This window comes from Pedobacter sp. Leaf216 (genome assembly GCF_001421515.1).
Taxonomy (GTDB): domain Bacteria; phylum Bacteroidota; class Bacteroidia; order Sphingobacteriales; family Sphingobacteriaceae; genus Pedobacter.
Window position 1 is genome coordinate 1 of the sequence record NZ_LMKM01000004.1, and the last position, 21,178, is coordinate 21,178.

Annotated in this window: 28 protein-coding genes; 7 read left to right on the top strand and 21 right to left on the bottom strand. The window is 36.7% G+C overall.

Features of this window, described 5'->3' with window-relative positions:
- Positions 1-143: 143 nt before the first annotated feature.
- A complete protein-coding gene (locus ASE74_RS03100) occupies positions 144-458 on the top strand; it encodes a hypothetical protein (RefSeq protein WP_055904016.1) in 315 nt (104 codons plus the stop codon).
- Between the two features lie 408 nt (positions 459-866).
- On the opposite strand, the gene ASE74_RS03105 is transcribed toward ASE74_RS03100, so the two are convergent.
- From ASE74_RS03105 to ASE74_RS03125, 5 genes are all read right to left on the bottom strand, one after another.
- Complete coding sequence (locus ASE74_RS03105) at positions 867-1,115, bottom strand: hypothetical protein (RefSeq protein WP_010599336.1); 249 nt, start codon at positions 1,113-1,115, stop codon at positions 867-869.
- Positions 1,115-1,423 (bottom strand): co-chaperone YbbN, encoded by a 309-nt coding sequence (locus ASE74_RS03110; RefSeq protein WP_025141703.1) that lies wholly within the window; start codon positions 1,421-1,423, stop codon positions 1,115-1,117. The genes ASE74_RS03105 and ASE74_RS03110 overlap by 1 nt, the downstream gene beginning before the upstream one ends.
- A 14-nt stretch (positions 1,424-1,437) precedes the next feature.
- Positions 1,438-2,070: a peroxiredoxin gene (locus ASE74_RS03115; RefSeq protein WP_025141704.1), complete on the bottom strand. Its 633-nt coding sequence runs from the start codon at positions 2,068-2,070 to the stop codon at positions 1,438-1,440.
- Between the two features lie 222 nt (positions 2,071-2,292).
- Positions 2,293-4,677, bottom strand: coding sequence for a prolyl oligopeptidase family serine peptidase (locus ASE74_RS03120; RefSeq protein ID WP_055904019.1), 2,385 nt, complete (start codon positions 4,675-4,677; stop codon positions 2,293-2,295).
- 142 nt (positions 4,678-4,819) lie between these two features.
- Positions 4,820-6,004 carry a hypothetical protein gene (locus ASE74_RS03125; RefSeq protein ID WP_055904022.1) on the bottom strand — a complete coding sequence of 395 codons (1,185 nt, stop codon included), beginning with the start codon at positions 6,002-6,004 and terminating at the stop codon, positions 4,820-4,822.
- Between the two features lie 251 nt (positions 6,005-6,255).
- Between ASE74_RS03125 and ASE74_RS03130 the strand changes: the two genes are divergently transcribed.
- Together ASE74_RS03130 and ASE74_RS03135 are read left to right on the top strand one after the other, a co-directional pair.
- Positions 6,256-6,780 (top strand): YfiT family bacillithiol transferase, encoded by a 525-nt coding sequence (locus ASE74_RS03130; protein WP_055904025.1) that lies wholly within the window; start codon positions 6,256-6,258, stop codon positions 6,778-6,780.
- Positions 6,777-7,253 carry a DUF6265 family protein gene (locus tag ASE74_RS03135; RefSeq protein ID WP_055904028.1) on the top strand — a complete coding sequence of 159 codons (477 nt, stop codon included), beginning with the start codon at positions 6,777-6,779 and terminating at the stop codon, positions 7,251-7,253. Before ASE74_RS03130 ends, ASE74_RS03135 begins: the two co-directional genes overlap by 4 nt.
- A gap of 3 nt (positions 7,254-7,256) precedes the next feature.
- Here ASE74_RS03135 and ASE74_RS03140 read toward each other — a convergent pair whose 3' ends face one another.
- From ASE74_RS03140 to ASE74_RS03175, 8 genes are all read right to left on the bottom strand, one after another.
- On the bottom strand, positions 7,257-7,976 hold the full coding sequence (locus ASE74_RS03140; RefSeq protein ID WP_082458630.1) for a heavy-metal-associated domain-containing protein: 720 nt from the start codon (positions 7,974-7,976) through the stop codon (positions 7,257-7,259).
- Positions 7,977-8,262: 286 nt separating this feature from the next.
- A complete protein-coding gene (gene ygiD, locus ASE74_RS03145) occupies positions 8,263-9,087 on the bottom strand; it encodes a 4,5-DOPA dioxygenase extradiol (RefSeq protein WP_055904031.1) in 825 nt (274 codons plus the stop codon).
- A gap of 93 nt (positions 9,088-9,180) precedes the next feature.
- Complete coding sequence (locus ASE74_RS03150; protein WP_055904034.1) at positions 9,181-9,753, bottom strand: YceI family protein; 573 nt, start codon at positions 9,751-9,753, stop codon at positions 9,181-9,183.
- A gap of 216 nt (positions 9,754-9,969) precedes the next feature.
- Positions 9,970-10,530 (bottom strand): AraC family transcriptional regulator, encoded by a 561-nt coding sequence (locus ASE74_RS03155; RefSeq protein WP_055904036.1) that lies wholly within the window; start codon positions 10,528-10,530, stop codon positions 9,970-9,972.
- Positions 10,530-11,033 carry a DUF3347 domain-containing protein gene (locus tag ASE74_RS03160; protein WP_055904039.1) on the bottom strand — a complete coding sequence of 168 codons (504 nt, stop codon included), beginning with the start codon at positions 11,031-11,033 and terminating at the stop codon, positions 10,530-10,532. Before ASE74_RS03160 ends, ASE74_RS03155 begins: the two co-directional genes overlap by 1 nt.
- 7 nt (positions 11,034-11,040) lie before the next feature.
- Entirely contained in the window at positions 11,041-11,853 is an 813-nt protein-coding gene (locus ASE74_RS03165; RefSeq protein ID WP_055904042.1) for a hypothetical protein, read from the bottom strand.
- Between the two features lies 1 nt (position 11,854).
- The gene (locus ASE74_RS03170; RefSeq protein WP_055904045.1) at positions 11,855-12,391 is read right to left on the bottom strand and encodes a heavy-metal-associated domain-containing protein; all 537 of its coding nucleotides are present in this window, start codon (positions 12,389-12,391) and stop codon (positions 11,855-11,857) included.
- Positions 12,392-12,477: 86 nt separating this feature from the next.
- Positions 12,478-12,879 carry a hypothetical protein gene (locus tag ASE74_RS03175; RefSeq protein WP_055904048.1) on the bottom strand — a complete coding sequence of 134 codons (402 nt, stop codon included), beginning with the start codon at positions 12,877-12,879 and terminating at the stop codon, positions 12,478-12,480.
- Between the two features lie 93 nt (positions 12,880-12,972).
- Between ASE74_RS03175 and ASE74_RS03180 the strand changes: the two genes are divergently transcribed.
- The gene (locus ASE74_RS03180; protein ID WP_055904051.1) at positions 12,973-13,695 is read left to right on the top strand and encodes a peptidylprolyl isomerase; all 723 of its coding nucleotides are present in this window, start codon (positions 12,973-12,975) and stop codon (positions 13,693-13,695) included.
- Positions 13,696-13,802: 107 nt separating this feature from the next.
- Here ASE74_RS03180 and ASE74_RS24660 read toward each other — a convergent pair whose 3' ends face one another.
- Positions 13,803-13,979 carry a hypothetical protein gene (locus tag ASE74_RS24660; RefSeq protein ID WP_157255331.1) on the bottom strand — a complete coding sequence of 59 codons (177 nt, stop codon included), beginning with the start codon at positions 13,977-13,979 and terminating at the stop codon, positions 13,803-13,805.
- Positions 13,970-14,200, bottom strand: coding sequence for a hypothetical protein (locus ASE74_RS03185; protein ID WP_055904054.1), 231 nt, complete (start codon positions 14,198-14,200; stop codon positions 13,970-13,972). Before ASE74_RS03185 ends, ASE74_RS24660 begins: the two co-directional genes overlap by 10 nt.
- A gap of 90 nt (positions 14,201-14,290) precedes the next feature.
- Here ASE74_RS03185 and ASE74_RS03190 point away from each other — a divergent pair, with 90 nt between their 5' ends.
- From ASE74_RS03190 to ASE74_RS03200, 3 genes are all read left to right on the top strand, one after another.
- Positions 14,291-15,058 carry an exodeoxyribonuclease III gene (locus ASE74_RS03190; protein WP_055904058.1) on the top strand — a complete coding sequence of 256 codons (768 nt, stop codon included), beginning with the start codon at positions 14,291-14,293 and terminating at the stop codon, positions 15,056-15,058.
- Positions 15,059-15,149: 91 nt separating this feature from the next.
- Positions 15,150-16,391, top strand: coding sequence for an imidazolonepropionase (gene hutI / locus ASE74_RS03195; protein ID WP_055904061.1), 1,242 nt, complete (start codon positions 15,150-15,152; stop codon positions 16,389-16,391).
- A complete protein-coding gene (locus ASE74_RS03200) occupies positions 16,384-17,343 on the top strand; it encodes a formimidoylglutamase (RefSeq protein WP_055904064.1) in 960 nt (319 codons plus the stop codon). The genes hutI and ASE74_RS03200 overlap by 8 nt, the downstream gene beginning before the upstream one ends.
- A gap of 158 nt (positions 17,344-17,501) precedes the next feature.
- On the opposite strand, the gene ASE74_RS24665 is transcribed toward ASE74_RS03200, so the two are convergent.
- From ASE74_RS24665 to ASE74_RS03225, 6 genes are all read right to left on the bottom strand, one after another.
- On the bottom strand, positions 17,502-17,660 hold the full coding sequence (locus ASE74_RS24665) for a hypothetical protein (RefSeq protein WP_157255332.1): 159 nt from the start codon (positions 17,658-17,660) through the stop codon (positions 17,502-17,504).
- A 10-nt stretch (positions 17,661-17,670) separates the two neighbouring features.
- Entirely contained in the window at positions 17,671-18,231 is a 561-nt protein-coding gene (locus ASE74_RS03205) for a 5-formyltetrahydrofolate cyclo-ligase (protein ID WP_055904069.1), read from the bottom strand.
- 129 nt (positions 18,232-18,360) lie between these two features.
- Complete coding sequence (gene efp, locus ASE74_RS03210) at positions 18,361-18,921, bottom strand: elongation factor P (protein ID WP_055904072.1); 561 nt, start codon at positions 18,919-18,921, stop codon at positions 18,361-18,363.
- Between the two features lie 135 nt (positions 18,922-19,056).
- A complete protein-coding gene (efp, locus tag ASE74_RS03215) occupies positions 19,057-19,617 on the bottom strand; it encodes an elongation factor P (protein WP_055904075.1) in 561 nt (186 codons plus the stop codon).
- Between the two features lie 436 nt (positions 19,618-20,053).
- Entirely contained in the window at positions 20,054-20,668 is a 615-nt protein-coding gene (locus ASE74_RS03220) for an ABC transporter ATP-binding protein (RefSeq protein ID WP_055904078.1), read from the bottom strand.
- Between the two features lie 14 nt (positions 20,669-20,682).
- Positions 20,683-21,150: a GNAT family N-acetyltransferase gene (locus tag ASE74_RS03225; protein ID WP_055904081.1), complete on the bottom strand. Its 468-nt coding sequence runs from the start codon at positions 21,148-21,150 to the stop codon at positions 20,683-20,685.
- Positions 21,151-21,178: the final 28 nt, after the last annotated feature.

Below are 21,178 nucleotides of genomic sequence, written 5' to 3' on the forward strand. Positions count from 1 at the left end.
ACACCAAACGAAGTTATTCTAACAAACCGCCGTATACCGAACGGTACGTACGGTGGTGTGAGGAGACAGCAGGGAAACTAATTCCCTGCTTCTTACTCGATTTTTGTTATTCGCTATATTTAAAAAGATAACAATCTGTAAATATGAAACTAAAAACAAAATTTATAATAGCATCGGTTTTACTCACCGTTATTATGGTAGATATGATTTGGTGGTTCCGGGCAACGGATAGTGATAATTCATTTGAAGTTATCAAACAGAATTACCTTTCAGTATTTCCTGGTTTTTTACAAAATCCTTTATTACTAACCGGTATCGCAATTGTATTTTTGGTTATTTCAGGAATATTTTTTGTTCAAACCAGAAAAGGAAATTTACTTAAAATAGTGTCCACAGTTGGCTTTTGCTTAAGTTTTACGCTGGCTTTCTGGCAGTTATTTTCTTTAATGTTTGGTTAAGTACCAAGGCCCGTGTCCCCACAAAAGAGTCTGCACGTAGTAGCACATGTTGAAGTTAAACTCTTAAGAAATTTCTAAGCTTTCGGAATCAAAATATTTTTAATAATCACATTTATGCTCATTGCATTGGGTTTTATTTCGTTCAGAATTACAAAACCCAGCCGTCTAAACCTGATTGGACGGATGCCGATTTAATTATCTGTTTTTATTTACTTGTGTTATGCTTGCTTCACAGGTTTTCTATCGGCGGGAGGGAAACCAGCCCTTGCTTTCCAAAAAAACAAGAATTGATAATAGCATAAAAGATTGCTTCATAGTTCCTCCTAGCAATGAAGAAAAAAATCCCTCGCTGATTTGATCAACAAGGGATTTTTTATTTGAAAAAGTCAGATTAAAGCTTAAAAACGATTATCGATCAATCGAACCCATTACTTTTTGGCCAAAAGCATTTAATGCATCTTTTTCGGCTGCACCCTCACTTACCATTTGGTGAACTTCAAGCGCACCACAAATATTGGTAATCATTTCACCTGCAACATCCACTTCGTGCTCACTAACGCCTCTAAATTCGCAAAAAGCCTCTAAAACCTCTAAAGTGGTCTCCAGTTGTGCTGGAGTGGTGTTTTGAAATAATTGTCTTATAACCGGAATCTTCATTACTTTATCTTGTTAAATAGTTCTATTAAGCCTTCTGCTTTGTTGGTTTGCACCTGATCTACCAAACTGCCACCTTCAAAAGCTGCGAAAGTTGGTAAATTGTCAACGTTCGCAAATTTGCGTGAGTTTGGAAGTTTTTCGGCATCAACGATCAAGAAAGCCACATCTTCATTTTCTGAAGCCAATTTTTTAAACTTTGGTTTCATGATTCTGCAGTTACCGCACCAGGATGCAGCATACTGAACCATAACTTTTGAGTTATCGGCTAAATATTGTTGAAGGTTATCTTCTGTTAATTCTAAAAACATAACTTTTTGCTTAATTAGTTAGCAGCTAAATATTCAGCTACACCAGTTCTGTTTGCGTTCATTGCTTCTTTTCCTTCTTCCCAGTTTGCAGGGCAAACTTCGCCATGTTTTTGAACGTGGGCATAAGCATCAATTAAACGTAAATATTCTTTAACATTTCTACCTAGTGGCATATCGTTAACACTTTCGTGGAAAACTTTACCAGTTTCATCAATTAAATAAGTAGCTCTGAAAGAAACATTTGAACCAGAGAATGATTCATTTCCTTCTTCGTCGTAGTTAACTTCTTGATCTAAAATATCTAAGATGCCAGACAATTGTCTGTGTGTATCTGCTAAAATTGGATAAGTAACACCTTCAATACCACCATTATCTTTTGGTGTATTTAACCATGCGAAGTGAACTTCGTTGGTATCGCAAGATGCACCAATTACAATTGTATTTCTTTTTTCAAACTCAGGTAAAGCAGCTTGGAAAGCGTGTAATTCTGTAGGGCAAACAAAAGTAAAATCTTTTGGATACCAGAATAATAACACTTTACTATTTTTATTTACAGCTTCTTCAAATACATTGATTTTCAAGTCGTCACCCATGTCTGACATTGCATCAATACTAACACTCGGGAATTTTTTACCTACTATTGCCATAATTTTTGTCTTTAATTTTAAGGCACAAAGGTAAGGCTTAATGAGGAGTCAATCAACCCTGTTTTACTCATTATTTATTGTATTTATTGATAACGATATAGATGAAAACTATATTGTTTTAGGCAACTATAATTGGCTTCTATTTCAGTTTTCTGCTGTCATGCTGAGGCACGAAACATCTTTGTTTGGTTATTATAAATGACGGCCAGATAAATGATAAGGTTACTTCTTCAACGTAGTTTCATAAAGCTTAAATATTCTCTTGTACTCATCCGTCCAGCTGCTAGGCTCAATAAAGCCATGATCTTCTACCGGATAAACGGCAAGTTCCCAGTTGTTTTTACCAAGTTCTATAAAGCGTTGTGTAATGCGTACAATATCCTGAAAATGAACATTTACATCAACCATTCCATGGGCCATTAATAAGTTACCTTTTAACTTATCGGCAAAGTAAATTGGCGAACTTCTTTTGTAAGCAATCGGATCGTTAAAAGGTTCGTTTAAAATGTTCGAAGTATAGCCATGATTGTAATGTGCCCAATCGGTAACCGAACGTAACGCCGCACCACTTGCAAAAACATCCGATTCGTTAAACATGGCCATTAAGGTAATAAAACCGCCATACGAACCGCCATATAACCCAACATGTTGAGGGTTTACGCCATATTTATCAACCAAAAACTTTACGCCATCAACCTGATCGGTTAAATCTTTTCCACCCATATGGCGGTAAATTCCCGTACGGTGATCGCGGCCATAACCAGAACTTCCGGTATAATCGATATCAATTACAGTGTAGCCATTATCTGCCAGTAAGTTATTGAACATGAATTCGCGGAAGTAAGTGCTCCAGCCGAAATGTACGTTTTGAAGATAGCCAGCACCATGAACAAAAACCACAGCAGGGTGGTTTGGGTGTGGATTGCTTGATTTATACACCCTTGCATACACATCGGCGCCATAACGGTTTTTAAAACTTACCATATCCGGCTGACGCCATTTGTAAGCATTAAACTCTGCAGAGGTAGATTGTGTTATTTTTTCGGCTTTTGCGCCCACCTTATTAGGTTGAAGATACAGTTCGCCGGGTTTATCCATGTAAGAATAATTAATGGCAATGTATTTTTCGTCAGGAGAGAGGGTAAGTTCATTCAAGCCTTTCATGGTTGTAATTTGAACCAGCTCGCCACCATTTACGCTGATTTTAAATAAATTGGTAATTCCTGGGTGTTCTTTATTTGTTTTAAGATAGAATGTATTTCTATCCTTCGAAAGCTGAACTGATTGTACTTCCCATTTGCCTGAAGTAAGCTGTTTTTTATCTCCCGTGGCTACATTAACTACATAAAGGTGCGAGTATCCGGTAGCTTCGCTTTGGTAGTAAAAGCGGTTGTTATCAATCCATCCGGTGCTTCCCTGATAAAAGCCACTAATGCCGGGGCCACCAATCCAGGCTTCATCGCGTTGGCGATCAATTAAAGTGAATTTACCTGTTGAAGCGTCTAACTTTAAAATCCAACGGTCTTTATTGTCGGTTGATGTGGCCACAACAATTCCTGTACTTCCGTTATCATTCCAAAGTGGGCCAAAGAAATTTACAGGCCGATCAGCGTTTTTCTTTTTTAAAGTGTCCAGCTCTTTTGGGTAATCTTTCAGGTAATCCGGAAGATCTTTTATACCTGGTATGGTAGCGGTTTGAATGGCATAAACAGAATCTTTTTGGGTATCGTAGATAAAACCCTGAGCGGTATTTTCGCTTTCCCCAACTTTTGTTCTGCCAGGAATATCTTCTGTATAACCAGAAGAAGTAATGTAGTTTGGCACAATGGTGCTGTGGTTGTTTTGCGCAGGTGTTGTTAATTTATAGGTGATGTAATGCCCATCGGGACTAATGGTTACGCTATTTAAAAATTTATCTTCTGTATACAGTTCTTTTAGCGGTTTTGTATCGCCAGTAGCGGCTCCTGAGCGGCCTCTTCCTCCGCGTGTGCCGTTCCTTGTTTCTGCATTTCTTTTTTTAATAATATCGAACAGTTCCGTTTGTTGGGCTTTAAGCCATTTATCCTGCTCTGTAACAGATTTGGTTTCCGGTCTTCCGGCTTTTTTACCCTTCACAAAATTGGTTAACTGCTTAGTTTCAGCTGATTTTAAATCAACTTCGAATAAATTGTCGCCTAATTGGTAAACGATATTCCCATTGGTTAAAAAAATAGGGTTACTTTCTCTTTCCTGCGTACTGGTTAACCGGGTTTCTTTTTTGTTTTTAAAATTTTGCAGGTAGATATCGCCACTTTTTTCGATTAAGCCAAGTGATTGATCTTTATTGTAGGCATAGTTTAAACTCAAAAGTTTTTCGTCTTCTTTCTCCGCTGCTTTAACCGGCTTGGACGATGTTGCCGAAACCTTAAATAAATCCTCTTTAATTTTATTTTCCGGGTTCCAGTTAAAATACAGCGTTTTGCTATCTGCGGTCCAACGGAAGTTGGTGGGTGCAATACCCATCCATTTTGGATCGCGCATAATTTTTTCTACAGTTAAGGGCGCCAATTGTTGCGCAAAAGTATATTCGCCCGTACAGAGCAAAAGAAAAAGTAAATATTTCTTCATGAATTTTTGGTTTGCCTGCAATTTAACGAATGGACAGGCCAATTTTAGCAGGAAATGGAAATGTTACAAGTGTCGTTTTTAATTTATCAGAGATGAAATTTTGAAATTACCTATCACCTCTGTACCAATCAATGCTTAAATATTAGCGGATTACTCTTCCGGTTTTATCTACATTTATTCTATCAAATGGTTCGAGGTATTCGTTAATGATTACGGCAAATTCTCGCCTGGTTAACACTTTTTTAAGGTCGTATTTAGAAGTGAACCTATAATTTTTAGACCATTTTTTTTGAAGATCGGCTTTAGTTGCATCAACAGCTTTATTTCCTACGTAACAAACCATGTTTATGGTATTTTCCAAATCGATGGGGATATTCTGATGATCATCAAACCAAATTTGTGCCTTATAATAATAATCTTTAATTGGTTGTTTAATTTCGTTGTATGTAACTTCTTTTTCAGGTTTAAAATAGGCTTTGTTTTGTTCAAGCTCAGCTTTGATAATGCCTGTTATGCCTATTTTTTGAATGGCCAACCAATTGGAGTCTGTCGGTTTTACATCATCAAAAGGCATTAAAGGATGTTTGTAGGCCAATAACTCGCCCTGAATCCCTTTTAAATTTGACAAACTCGTTTTGGTATTGTAAAATGATGCATATGCTGCGGTTGCACCTGCTGGTGGTCCAATTTCATATTGATCTGCGGGAATGTATAAAAGGTTTTCCTGATCAGGAATCAACAAATTATATAAGGATAAATAGTGAGCACCTTGCTGGAAATTACTTGCGATTGTGGTTCGATATAAATTTTCGCTGTAATTTAATACACTTAAAGTTGCAGGTTTTAAGCTGGTTGTTTTTAGCGAAGAGATTAATTTCCCCGGATCATCAGCCATAATCAGAATCTTCGCTTTAATGCTTTTTTCTTTTGTAAGCTTTACTTCCCATCCACTTCCCGACCGCTGAATCGCTGTATATTGGGTGTTGTTAATTACGTTTAAAAGCTGTGTGCTGTCAACAATAACTTTTACAGGCTTTTTTTTATCTGGCTTGGGCTTGGGGATATCAAGGCTTTTCGCATTTTCAGTTTCACGCTTTAAAAAGCTTTGATAAAATGGCATTAAGGTTTTTTTTGTTCCAGCAATTTTATTTAAATCCAATTGATCTTTTTGATTGAGCAGAAGTGTTTTTACGCCCGATTTAAAGGATTGAAACGATGCGGAATAAGCAGCATCACCACTGCCGATAACCAGTACATCTGTTTTTATGGTTTGTGCATGAATAACCAGGGGAATTATGAATGCGGCAACAAAAAACAATCTTTTCATCCTTTATTATTGAATTTTGCTGCAATATGCTTTAAATGAATGAATTTTTAATGAAATGACTACAATTTAACTCGATTTATAACATAAAGTGGTAAGAATTGTGGCTTAATAACAACTTTATAGAGGTAATTGTGCGGTAACATATAAATGCCAAGGATGCGTAGGTTGCACGGAATTGCATTAAATTTCCGTCTATTTATCTGCGTCAAAAACATCACTCATTATTTCTGTAAAATAACTATTTTGCTGTCATGGATTTAGAACAACTTAAATACCCGATCGGTCAGTTTTCAATGCCTAAAGTTTTTGATCAAAAGCAAATTGATACCTGGATTGGAGAAATCGAAGCTTTACCAAGGCAAATTCAAGATGCGACAAATAATCTAACTGATGACGAATTAAACCAGACTTATCGCCCCGAAGGGTGGACCTTGCAGCAGGTGGTTCATCATATTCCAGATAGTCACCTTAATGCATACATCCGTTTTAAACAAGCCTTTACCGAAGATATTCCGGTAATAAGACCCTATTACGAAGAACGTTGGGCCGAAACGGAAGAAGCTAAAAATGGTGACATTAAATTATCAATTGATTTATTAACTGGTTTGCATCAGCGCTGGGTAGCTTTTTTAAAAACATTGAAAGTAGAAGATTACCAAAGAAAATATATTCATCCGGCACAAAATAAAGAACTCACATTGGCAAATATGTTAGGGATGTATGCCTGGCACGGAAAACATCATTTGGCGCACATTACAAATACTATTATAAAATGAAAAGAATATACTTCAGTTTTGTGATCTTAATTTTTATTTGTTTTTACACTAATGTACAAGCACAAAAAAATCTTTCGCAAACTTTCGCTTTTGTACTTGGCTCATGGGAAATGCAAACATCAAAAGGAAAAATTGTTGAACATTGGGAGTTAAATCCAGATAAAACCCTTAGCGGTAAAAGCTACAGCGTAAATGCAAAGGGAGATAGCTTGCTTACTGAAACCCTTCAGATTAAAAAAATTGGGAAAGAAACTTTCTATTGCTCAATTGTAACCAAACAAAATGAAGGAAAAGAGACATGTTTTAAATTGATCTCATCTAAGGATAAAGTCTATGTTTTTGAAAATAAAACACACGATTTTCCGCAGCGAATAGTTTATCAGGATCAGGGAAAAATTGAAATGCTCGCCTGGATTGAAGGCGAGCTTAATGGTAAAAGCCGAAAATCGGAGTTTAGGTACAAACGCCAATAAACATTACATCAAAATCAGCATTACAGCACTCATCGCAATCATTAAGGCATCTTCAACAATGGTTACGGTACTCATGGGTAAGTTAAATACGGCACCTAAGCAGGCACACTGAATCTTTTTCTTGTTTAACACACTTTCCAAAACACCAAAAATACTAATGGTCATTACAATAAGTGTAACCCAGTTAATAATGGTTGGAGATAAGTTTAATGCAAAAGAGAGGCCTAAACCGAGTTCGATAAAAGCATAGATGTATCCCCAGGCACTAAATTTTTTCGCAACAATATCATACATGGCATAACTTTCGGCGAAGGCTTTTAAATTAAGCATTTTAAAAAAGGAGAATGTAAGAAAGAAGCCTGCCATAAAAATGCGCATAAAAGCCATATAATTAAGGCTTTTGCCTTGCCACGAAACTATAAGGGCAATTGCGGTAACATATCCAAAAATTATTAAAATAGGTTTATACGTTTCGGCCCACGATTTTGCTTCTTCAAGTGTTTCGCTATGTTGTGCCGCAGAAATTTGATATTTACTCTCTGTGCCTCCTAAGGCTTGTTGAAGGGTGTTTAAGCCGATGTGTTTATCCATGCTGATGGTAGCAGAATTGCTATCTTTTGAAACCTCGACAGCAGTAACATCAGGTAAAAGGAGCAGGTTGTTTTTTACTTTATTTTCGCAACCGCCACAGGTCATGCCGGTAAGTTGATAGGTATGTGTCATGATTATGAATTCTTTATACAAATTTACCGCTTCGGTAGGCGATAAGCGTTACAGAATAATCATAAAGTTTTATAGAATTTTGAGCCAATGTGATTCTGCAATCAGTCGTTATATTGACTGTAATGGAGAAATCCGTAGTATAGCATTTTCCTTAATAGCCTGAATTTCCTTACGGTAATTATCTAAATAGGCTTTTGACAATTAAAGAGTTAAGAAAATTAAAGTTTATTGGTGGTAAAAAGAATAAAATCAGGCTTTTAACGATTCACTCTGCCTAAACCCCAGCTTATCCTACCAAAACCGAAGTCATGGTTAAAGAACCTCCAACCGCTTTATCATTAAAAAAAGAAACCTCTTCCTTATCATTTTTCATTCCGAGTGTATAAATGAGTGGTAAATAATGTTCTGGCGTAGGGACGGCCAACATCGCATCTGTACCGAGGCTACGGTAATTAATCAGCGGTTTATGATCGCCGTTGGCAATTAAATTTTTAAACTTATTGTTCATTTCGTTGGCCCAATCGTAACCTCCGCCATTAATCATTTCCCAACTTAACATGCGAAGATTATGTACCATATTTCCACTACCCAACACCAAAACGCCTTTTTTACGCAGGGCATAAATTTCCCTGGCAATTTCGTAATGTTGCTCCGGCGATTTTGTATAATCAATGCTCAATTGAAGAACAGGAATATTGGCCTCAGGATACATGTGTTTTACTACTGTCCACGTGCCGTGGTCTAAACCCCAATCGTGATCTAAGCCTACTGGAGTTGAATGAATTAAATCAGGTATTTCTTTCGCTAATTCTGGATCTCCAGGCGCGGGGTACTGCACATCAAAAAGTGCTTGCGGGAATCCGCCAAAATCGTGAATGGTACCCGGAAAATCCATTGCAGTAATGTAAGTACCATGTGTATACCAATGTGCCGATACCACTAATACCGCTTTCGGCACAGGAATATTTTTTGCCAATTCTGCCCAACTCTGGCTAAACTCATTGTTTTCTATACCGTTCATGGGCGAACCATGGCCAATAAATATGGTTGGCATCAAATCGGTTTGAGGCAAACGCTGAGTAAAGTTTTTAAATTGAGATAAGGTTGACATAATGTTATGTTTGTCATGCTGAGCCTTTCGAAGTGCCTATGTGCATTTCGAAAGACTCAATGTGACAGCTTTTTTTTAAATGACGATCTTGTGTTATTTTGCCTGAACAAATTCAAGGTTTAATTTAATGGCAACATCTTTTGCAACGCCAGCACCTGTTGGATCATATTTAATGTTATAATCTAAACGGTTAATGGTAGTTGTTGCACCAAAACCCGCTTTGGTATTGCCTTGTTGATCTTTAGCTGTACCGCCATAAACAACCGCAAATTTTACATCTTTTGTAACGTCGCGGATGGTTAATTTTCCACTTAATTCGTAATTATTACCACTTAGTTTTTTGAAAGAAGTGCCTTCGAATTTCATTGTTGAAAATTTCTGAGCGTTAAAGAAATCGTCAGTTTTTAAGTGATTATCTCTCATTTCAACACCTGTAGTAATGCTGTTTACATCAACCGTAAAGTTGATTTTAGCATCTGTTAAATCTGGTTTCGAAGCAGTAACTGTTCCGTCGAATTTTTTAAATGATCCATCAACAAAAGAAATGCCCATGTGTTTAATCGAAAAGTTAACAAATGAGTGCATTGGATCTATTTTCCAACTTGTTTGTGCAAATGAGGCCACACTGATAGATGTAGCGATCAGAAATAAGAATAATTTTTTCATCAGGATATAATTTAGTGAATTATTAAGTACAAATGTAGTTAAGGATCGGCCGATCAATCTTGACTTATGGTAAGAAATTTAGAGTTGGGTTAATCGGAGGATTAATTGTTAACTGAAAACTTTTAACTGGTTAATAGTCTTATAGTTGACTGACGGTAGCTAATAGGCCATCAACCATGATCTATCTTACCAATAACCAATGTATTTTTTTATGCATTATACCTCATCAAGTGTTTTCCTGCTATCTGTTGAGTTACCTTTGTAAACAGAAGGGGTAATGCCGGTTACTTTTTTAAATTGTGCCGATAAATGTGCTACGCTGCTGTAATTTAGCTGATAAGCAATTTCGCTTAATGTAAGTTCGCCATAAGTAAGCATTTCTTTAGCTTTCTCTACTTTTTGTGCGATGAAATACTTTTCAATTGTCTGGTTTTCCACTTCCGAAAACGCAGTGCTGAGCGTATTGTACTCCATTTTCAATTGCTCGCTTAAGTACACAGAGAGATTAATTTTTAGCGGCTCTTTGGTGTAATGCACCAAATTAATAATCGTCGTTTTAATTTGTTCTGCAACCTGCATTTTCTTATCCTCAAGCAATTCGAAACCAAAACGGCTCAAATTCTGCCCTATTTTGCTTTTATCTTCCGCTGAAATGCAATAGGCAAGCGTAACTTCACCAAGTTCAACCAATAGTGGTGTAAAGCCGAGCTGCTCCAGCTCAGCCTTAACCACCATTTTGCAACGGTTGCATACCATATTTTTGATATGCAGTTTCATTACTTAGATTTTATGGTTTCAGAAACATCACCACAATCAAACATCATACTTCCATAATATGGATTTTCGATATTTTCTTTTTCATTTAACCAGCTTGCTTTAGCCATCGGGCAGTGTTGAATGTAAACCGTTTGGCTATTAAATTTTAAGCCTTTAAGAGTCTTAATCATGGCATAAGAAATTCCTTCGAAAGCTTTTCTTTGTGTTTTTATATCATTCGATCCCGCAAGCTGTGCTGCTTTACTTTTGATAATGGCTGCTTGTTCCATAAATAGTTTATGTTGATCGGCAGGAAGATCTTTATGATTGACTGCATTCACTTTTTCTGATAAAAATTTTGCTTTTTCTACCGCAAGGTCTTTCTTATCTGTTGCCAATGCATTTTTTACATCGTAATAAGCCGTTAGTACTTGATTTAATGCTGCATCTGTTTTGCTTTGTGCATAGGTAAAAGCTGTTGTTGCGATTGTTATGATGGCAACTAATCCTAATATTTTTTTCATCTTTTTATTATTTTAAAACATTAAAGAAATTAAATTCTGCACGTAGCAGGTACATGTTTTTGGTATATCGGTTCTCCATATTTCCGGTAGCCTGAAAACGATAGCCTAAATCGATCCTTGTTTTACTGTTCAAAACCATTTGTATGGCAGGGGCTATATCCAGATAAGATTGGCCACTGCTAGGATCTGTTTTGCCTAGCAATTCGAGATATACATTAAAATTTGGCTGATTGTAATCCTTGTAAACCACAGGTAAAACCAGGTAACCTGATGACAAGCTATAGGATAACATGTTTTTCGGCTGAGGCATTCCGGCAATCTGCCGCTCATTATTTTCAAATGCGTGTGCATAACCCAAAGTTGACGAAAGTGCTAATTTGTGCAAAAGCTGAGTGAAAATTAATCCACCCTGCACACCACTGTTATCGCCTTCCAAATTTATGTCGTGCGTATAGGTAGGTCTTCTACTGGTACTTGCCCGGCCAAATGCTGAGGCCCTAAAATGGCTGTGTGTATCATCCAATGATAGAAACCGATACTTTGCATACAAACTTCCACCTTCTAAACGGTATTTTCCATCCATATCAGACAGGAAAGCTTGTGCATGCATCATTAAGTTTTTGTTAAAGCCGATCATTACCTCCGGAATCGTTCTGCTCACATAGCCGGGGTAATTAAACATCCCTTCATTGGTAATTCTAACACCGATTGATTTGGTGGGCATATTGCTCGCCGGCTCCGTAAATACATATAATTCTTGCGCATGAGCGAGATTATAAACGCCGATAAATACCAGCGCTAACATTAATATCCGTTTCATTTTAAGAAAGAACGAGGTGATAAATGCGTGTTTTTTTGCCATTTACAACACCTGCGCCACTAGCATAAGCATCTGAATTAGCTGTTTTGGCCTGTTTTTTAAATGCAGCACCCGAAATAAAATCTTTATCAACCACACTTGCCTTTACTGTGCCGCTAAGCGTTTTGCCTTTTACGTTTACAAAACGGTACACATTACCATCAACAATAGCCTGGCCTTTATCATCAACTTTTACATCGTTAAAGTTAAAACTAGCTGTTAAATTGCCTACCGAAAATCCAGCATCCTGAACTTTTTTACGAACGAGATCAAGATTGATATTGGCATCTTTTTTAAATGTTAAAACAAAAATATTTTTGTTTAAGTCTGGCTTCACACTGCTGATGAAATTTAATGTTTCTAAAGATTTTTGTGTTGCTTTTGAACACATGGAACAAGTTAAACCAGTTACCTGTAAATCTGCTGAAGATATTTGTTGCGCCGAAACACTAACGGCGAAGAATAGCATAAGAATGCTGAAAATTTTTATTGTTTTCATGATTTTTTGAATTAGAATTTTAAAAAAATGTCACATTGAGCCAGTCAAAACGCTAAAACGTGCATTGACGAGCTGATGCTTAAATCCTAATTCCTAAAAATGCAATTGAAAACGTGAAGTGCAATCCGCGAAGATAAAGGCGGTGCCTTGTTTGAATTTTTACTAAAAAACTTTGGAAAAATGTTGCTTAGAAACTCAAAAACAGGAGGGTGGAGAAAAAGCTGAATCGAAAACAACTTCGGCATTTGTACTTGTGCCTCTGTTTGATGGCTATCTTTAACCTTAACCGTTACCTGGGTATTTTTGCAACAACCGTCGTCTTTCTTTTCTGCAGGAATATCTTTACAGAATTTGCACGATAACTCATTGCTGAAAAGCTTAACATTTTCCAATTTGCCTCCACAGAAATGGAGACTTAAAGCCAAGCCCATAACACTAACTGCATAGAATACAGCTAAAGAAAGTGCTATTTTTTGTTTTAACTTCATTAATACAAAGGTAAAGGAAAAAAAACCGAATAATGCCAGTATTTATTTATTGAATTTCATTTTTTAGCTTAATTTAGCGTCAAACCAATTTAAATGAAGAAACTATTACTATTTCTATGTGCTTTTTCTGTGCTTTCTGCTTTTGCGGCTAAGCCTAAAAATCAATACGTACGCATTAAAACTGAATTCGGAGAATGTATTATTAAGTTGTATAATGAAACACCATTACACCGCGATAATTTTTTAAAATTAACCAAACAAGGGTATTACAATGGCGTTCTGTTTCATCGTGTGATTAAAGATTTTATGATTCAGGGTGGAGATCCAGACTCTAAAAATGCCAAGCCAGATTCATTGTTGGGCAACGGCGGACCAAAATATACCATTCCTGCGGAGTTTAATGATAGTTTATTTCATAAAAAAGGTGTTTTAGCCGCGGCCAGAGAAGGCGATGATGTTAACCCAGCTAAAGCATCAAGTGGTAGCCAGTTTTACCTGGTACAGGGAAAGGTTTTTACCGAACAGCAATTGAATAATGTAGAAGAAAAGCGGCTCAAATTTAAAATTCCTGAGTGGCAACGTGTGGTGTATAAAACCTTAGGCGGTACGCCACATTTAGACCGAAATTATACCGTTTACGGCGAAATTGTTGTGGGTTTGGATATGGTTGATAAAATAGCTGTTTTAGCGACGGATAAAAATAACCGACCAAAACAGGATGTTAAAATGGAAATCACTATTTTGAAAAGGAGAGAGGCAAAAAAGTTGGAAAAACAATTGCTGCAGGGATCGTTGAAAGATAAAATGGTTATGTAATCAAAGGATCCTGTCTGTTGTCAAAAAAGAATAGGATTCTAATTTCTTCCTGATAAACCTGATAGTAAAAAGAAGTATATTTTGAAATAACACCTTTTCTCACTTGTTTATTTTAGCGAAATGGGTTCGTAAATGAAAGGCTGAATGGCAACTAAATCAATTTTTCTATAAGCGGTTTGGATAAATTTTTCGGCTTGATGATATCCCCATGTTTCTTCAATAAAAATCCCAATTAAAAGTAGTGTTTCATAGGCTTCTTCTGAAAAAGAAATGTTTAATGCCATTTCTCAGAAAGTCTCCTTTTAACTTCTTCATAAGGAATTAACTTGCCCTCCTCGGCCTGCTTTAGTCCCCTTTTAATCCCTTCCTGTACATGTTTTGGTAATTCATCCAGCACCACTTTTTCATTGTAGTTTAAAAGCATCTCCAACTCTGATAAAAGATTTTCATCGTCCGTTTCAAAAACTTTTTTTGCAATCTCGATTTTTAATTCCTCAATGCTCATAAACAAATTTAACGAAAGCAAATCTCAATTACTAAGCATTTATTTAATTAATTTCTAAATTTACCGCCCACAACAATTGAAATTTACGGAATGAAGATTATCTCCTATAATGTTAATGGGATCAGGGCAGCAAGTACCAAGAATTTTTTCGGTTGGCTTCAGGCTACAGCTGCTGATATGGTATGTTTGCAGGAAGTAAAAGCGCTGCCATCTCAAATACCTGAAATTATTGCGTTAATTGAGCAATTAGGGTATCACCATTATTGGTTTCCGGCAGAGAAAAAAGGGTATAGCGGAGTTGCCATTTTATCCAAAATTAAACCCAATCATGTAGAATTTGGCTGCGGAGAAGAATGGATTGATAAGGAAGGACGCATTTTAAGGGCTGATTTTGATAACTTTTCATTAATGAGCCTTTACATGCCATCAGGCTCTAGCGGGGATGAACGCCAGGTTAAAAAGTATGAATTTATGCGTTTCTTTGATGTGTATATTGATGAATTGCGAAAAGAAATCCCAAACCTAATTGTGAGTGGCGATTATAATATTTGCCATACCCCGATAGATATTCATAATCCTAAATCAAATGCCAATTCATCGGGGTTTCTGCCTCAGGAAAGGGAATGGATGCAGTTATTTTTAGATAATGGTTTCATTGATACTTTTCGTCATTTTAATAAAGATCCGCATCATTATACCTGGTGGAGCTACCGTGCGGGTTCGAGAGGAAAAAACCTGGGTTGGCGCATCGATTATCATTTGGCCACCAAACCAATGGAGCATCGCCTGAAAAACGTAAGGATTTTGCCTGACGCCATCCATTCCGATCATTGTCCGGTTCTTCTAGAAATCGATTAAGGATTGAGTTAGCTGGTTAATTTTTTATCGGTTAACTGTAATTCAATTAGCAATTTACACAGATTAAATTTTTAACCTTCAACCTAACCAAATGTTAATCACAGATATAAAAGGCCTGGTAGGCGTGCATCCTAAAGATAAATTGGTGCTCCGCGGAAGTGAATTGGATCAATTGCCTGTTTTGCAAAATGCCTGGCTTTTAATTGAAGATAATGTGATTACAGATTTTGGTATGATGGATGCTATCCCGCCTCATATTTCAAGTCTTCCTGCTCAAGTATCGGCCAAGGGCAGGTTTGTTTTCCCTTCGTGGTGCGATAGCCACACCCATATTGTTTTTGCAGCCCCACGTGAGGAAGAATTTGCCATGAAAATACAGGGCAAAAGTTATGAGGAAATTGCAGCTGCGGGCGGTGGAATTTTAAATTCTGCCAATAAGCTTCAAAATGTATCCGAGGATGATTTGTTCCAAAGTGCAGCAAATCGTTTAAGGCAAATGATTTTTCAGGGAACTGGTGCTGTAGAAATTAAAAGCGGTTACGGTTTAACAACTGAAAGTGAAATTAAAATGCTCAGGGTAATAAAAAGGCTGAAAAATCATTTCCCGATTCCAACCAAGGCAACTTTTTTAGCTGCTCATGCATATCCGGCTGAGTTTAAAAATAACCACCAGGGATATATCGATTTAATTATCAACGAAATGTTGCCGCAAATTGCCGAAGAAAAACTGGCTGATTACATTGATGTTTTTTGCGAGAAAGGATTTTTTTCTGTCGAAGAAACCGATCAGGTATTAAAAGCGGGAGCAAAATACGGCCTTAAACCAAAAGTACACGCCAATCAGCTTTCAGTTTCCGGAGCTATAGAAGTTTCAGTACAAAATAAAGCAGTTTCTGTAGATCATCTGGAAGAAAGTAATGAAGAAACCATTCGAACGTTACAAAATTCCCAAACCATTGTAACTTTATTGCCTTCTTGTTCGTTTTACCTGGGTATTCCATTTGCGGATGCCAAAAGCTTTATTAATGCAGGTTTGCCTGTTGCCTTAGCTACAGATTATAATCCAGGTTCAACACCATCAGGAAACATGAATTTTGTGGTATCGTTAGGTTGCATTAAAATGAAAATGCTTCCTGAACAGGCCATCAATGCAGCTACATTAAATGGTGCTGCGGCGATGGAAATAAGCAGGGATTTTGGAAGCATTGCAATTGGAAAAAGGGCCAATTTATTCATCACAAAACCGATGCCCTCTATTGCCTATTTACCTTATAGTTTTGGCGAAACGCAAATAGAAACTGTGATTATAAACGGTAAAATTTATAATGGATAATCTTAAAATATATTCGCAAAGCGACATTGATCATTTGATTATCCGGAGGGATGGAGAGTGCAAAATTGGCGAGCATGTTGCTGTTTTTTCATCGTGGAACAATTTGGAGCACACCAATGCGAAATTTGTGTTTTTAGGTATTCCTGAAGATATTGGCGTGCGGGCAAATGCCGGTATTGCTGGTGCTGCATCCGCCTGGAGAACAAGTTTGGTTGCTTTTCTTAATATCCAAAGCAATCGTTTTTTAAGTGGTGAAGAAATTTTGGTTTTGGGCCATTTTGAAATCAATGAGCCAGAAGATCCTTCTATAAATGGTTTAAGGAACAAAGTAGCTGAAATTGACAACCTGGTTTATCCGGTAATTGAAAAAATTGTTGCTGCGGGTAAAATTCCGATTGTAATAGGCGGGGGGCATAATAATGCTTATCCGATAATCAAAGGCACTTCATTAGCAAATAAACAACCAATAGATGTTTGGAATGTAGATGCCCATGCTGATTTAAGAAAGCTTGAAGGTAGGCACAGTGGCAATGCGTTTTCTTATGCCTTAAATGAAAGTTACCTGGATAACTATTTCATGTATGGATTGCATCAAAGCTATAATAATGAAGAAATTTTAAACCAGATAACAACGAATCCTAAATTGAAAGCGGTGTTTTTTGATGATATTTTAACAGGAGCAGATTATAGCGGATTAATTAATAATCTTGGACAAACAGCTGGCCTGGAAATTGATTTGGATTGTATTGAAAATGTGCTTTCGAGTGCTGAAACACCTTCAGGTTTTACCGTTAATGAGATTAGAAAACTAATTTTGACTACCGCTAAAAAATTTTCCTATTTGCACATATGCGAAGGTGCAACGCGGATGCTTGATGGAAGGGTAAGTAGGTTGACGGCTAAATTAATTGCTTATTTGGTGAGCGATTTTGTAAAGGCATATACTTCTTAGGTTTAGCCAAGGAGTCACAGAAACACTGAATATTTCTTGTTTTGCGTGGTTCTGAACTTGTTTCATCATCTTTCTTGTTCTCTTAATAGTTGAATGATTATGTCTTGAAATGTAGGTTCTGAAACAAATTCAGGATGACGATTCATAAGTAGAAAATTCTACAAATGCTCGGCTTCGTATTTTTCTCCGGCTTTCAACATCAGCTCAATCTGCTTTAGGTCTTCTGCTGTTAATTCTTCCTTTTCCTGTAATTCGAACACCGCAATCATATTGTCTTCGTATTGTTTTTCAGTTTTGATAACGATTTCTTGTGGCATGCCGGTAAACTTAAAATTTTATAATTTCTGTAGGTGTAATGCAAAAATCCAACTTAATGTCATGTTCATTTACATTGTCGATTTTTTCAATAGCAGGATACAAAGATAAGCCTATTTTCTGAGCATTTAAGCCTTCAAGAAAGCGATCGTAAAAGCCTTTACCATAACCTACGCGATAACCTTCTTTATCGAATGCTAAAAGTGGAACAATCACCAGGTCTACTTCACCTTTATGCAAGCTTCCTTTTTGTGGCTCCAGAATATTATAAAGGTTTTTCTGAAGGTCATCAATGCCCAGGTATTCATGGTTTGTCATCAACGCCGTTTCAAAATCAGCTTTAGGGACGATAATTTTAATTTCCGGATGATTTTTATTCAGCCATTCTATCAGCAGAAATGTATCAGGTTCTTTTTTTTCTACAATCGGCAAAAAAATATGAAGGGTCTTAATCTTGCTGAAATCAAGCGATTTGAATTGGTTTAAAAGAGCTTTATTAAGTTTTCCATATATTTCGGCATTCAGTAATAATCTGTCTTTTAACGCCTGCTTTCTGATTTCGGCTTTTAGCATAATAGCAAAGATAAATATTTTAAAAGCCCGTCGGTTTCAAAAATCTGCGAGGTTTACATCACGCCGAGAATAAAGAAACAAAAAAGCCTCTAAGAATTAATTTAGAGGCTTTTAAGTAATTTGTTTAAACTATTTTACACGCTCAACATATTCGCCTGTGCGCGTATCGATTTTAATTTTATCGCCCTGGTTTACAAACATCGGAACTTTAACTTCAACACCATTTTCTAAAGTAGCTGCTTTTAAAGCGTTTGTAGAGGTATCACCCTTAACCGCTGGCTCCGAATAGGTAATTTCAAACTCAGCAAAGTTTGGTAATTGAGCCATAATTGCTTCTTCACTTTCCATAGAAACAATAATGTTCATGCCTTCTTTTAAAAATTTGATGGCCGAACCAAATAATGATTTCTCTACGTTAAACTGCTCGTAGCTGTTGTTATCCATTACAACAAGGTAATCGCCTTCTTCGTATAAATATTGATAATCGTTGGTTTCAACGCGGCAAATTTCAACAGCTTCGTCGGTATTCATACGTGCTTCAACAATTCTGCCCGATTTAATGTTACGGAATTTACCAGTGTAAAATGCTCCACCTTTTCCAGGTGTACGGTGATTCCATTCGTCAACAGTAACCAGTTCGTTGTTTATACGAAGGATGTTACCTGTTTTAATTTCTGATGCTTTAGCCATATTGTGTTATCCTAAATTGGATTTATATTTCATTTTTTCGTGACGGCAAAGGTAAAATTATTTTGATAAAAACCTATAAAGGTTTAAGGGATAAGGCCTAGGGAATTGAGGGGATTTTTAGAATTCGGGATGGTTTTATTTTACCCTTTCCATGTATTCGCCGGTTTTGGTATCAACCTTCACTTTATCACCCTGATTAATAAATAGAGGAACCCTTATTTCGGCACCTGTTTCTACTGTAGCATATTTTTGCGCACTTGTAGAGGTATCGCCTTTTACAGCAGGTTCAGAATAGGTAATTTCTAATTCTACACTATTGGGCAGTTGCGCAACAATTGGTTCATCACTTTCAAAAGCGATGGTTACATTCATTCCTTCTTTTAAAAATTTAATAGAATTTCCGAAAAGCAATTTTGGGATGTTGTACTGCTCAAAAGTATTGTTATCCATCACTACCAAATAATCGCCATCTTCATAAAGATATTGGTAGTCGTTGGTTTCTACACGGCAAATGGTTACCTCCTCGTCTGTTCGGAAACGGTACTCAACAATTTTTCCTGTTTTTACATTGCGCATTCGGGCTTGATAAAATGCCCTTAAATTTCCGGGGGTGCGGTGTATATATTCTTCTACACTTACCAACTCCCCGTTAAAACGAAGCACATTTCCGCTTTTTACTTCTGATGCCTTTGCCATTTATGTTGAAATAATGTTTTGTTAATTTTAAATATCAAAGTTAAAAAAATCAATCATGATTTGGAAAGGAAAAACTGTAATCCATTGTTCCATGGGTCATTTATATTGATTTGTTTTTTGTTTACAATATGGCCAGGGGAGGTGAAAAAGGCCGTATAAAAGAAATGCCTTTGGGAACCACTCCAAAGGCATAATCAACCTAAACCTCAAACTAAACTATGAAAAACTCTTTGCCTTTAACGGGCTATATATTTTGTTTCGGACTAACCGAAAATATGATCTTTTAATGAAGAGATAAATTAATAATTGTTTCTCTTTTTGGTGGTGCAAAGGTAAGTATATTTATTGAACTACAAAATATTTTTTTAAAAAAATATTTATAATACAAATGTATGACAAAACAGACTTAGCTTTATGTGATTAAAGCATGTTTAACTTACTTGTAATCTGATATTTGTATCTGATTTGTGCAGAAGTCGTATTCTTGTATTTGATTGGAGCCAATAATTGTTAGCCTGTCTTTTGCAAAATTTTCGATCAGTTCGCGGTACCAACTAATTCCCTGAACGTCTAAATTACTTGTTGGCTCATCTAAAAATAATATTGGCGTATCGGCACAGCAAGCCAAACCTAGTTTGGTTCTTTGCTTCATTCCCGACGAAAAGTACTTGATTTGTTTGTTTGCTGCTTTTTCCAAACCCAATATGCCGATCAGCTTTTTGGCATCAAGCCCAGAGGCGAAATTTTTAAACTTAAAATGAAAATCTATACTTTCTTTTAAAGTAAAGGTTTCTACCAGTTCGAGGTACGGCGCAGCTAAACCGATGTATTTGTAAATGTTTTCTACAGGAATTTCTTTGCTTTCAGAGAATGAAATCTCACCTTCAGAGGGTGATAAACTGCCCGTTAAAACACTCAATAAAGTAGATTTGCCCGAGCCGTTGGGCCCTAGTATGGCATAACTGCTGCCTGAAGAAAATTCAGTGCTTAAATTTCTGAAAATCCATTCTTTATTAAATCTTCTGCCTACGTTGTTTAATGAGATTTTCATTTTTGCCGGGCCGTTTAAGATTTTGCGTTAAGCGGTTTAATCATGCAAACGCTGTTATCAATACCAACATATTGACCATAATTTGGCGTAACCTGATAACCGGATTTTTGGTAAAGAGATATGGCTTCTGGTTGTTTTTTGCCAGTTTCTAAAACACATGAAGCAAAACCCAGCTCGGCAGCCCAGCTTTCCAAACCGTTTAAAACTTTAGCCGCGATGCCCTTTTTTCGGTAATCGGGGTGCACAAACATTCTTTTAACCTCGGCTTCTGTTGCTGAGAAAGGTTTTATTGCACCACAGCCAACCGGATTTTCATGATGATAAGCTACAATTACAGCTTTAATGGCGTAAATCTTATTAAACTGAGCATAAAAAGTATGGTCTTCACCATCCCTAACCGCCAAATCCTGATCTAACAATGCTACCAATGATTTAAAATCGGTATTATCTGAATCGGTTCTGACTAGTGTTAACTCACTCATGAATATTTGTTTTGCTTTAAGCTTGGTA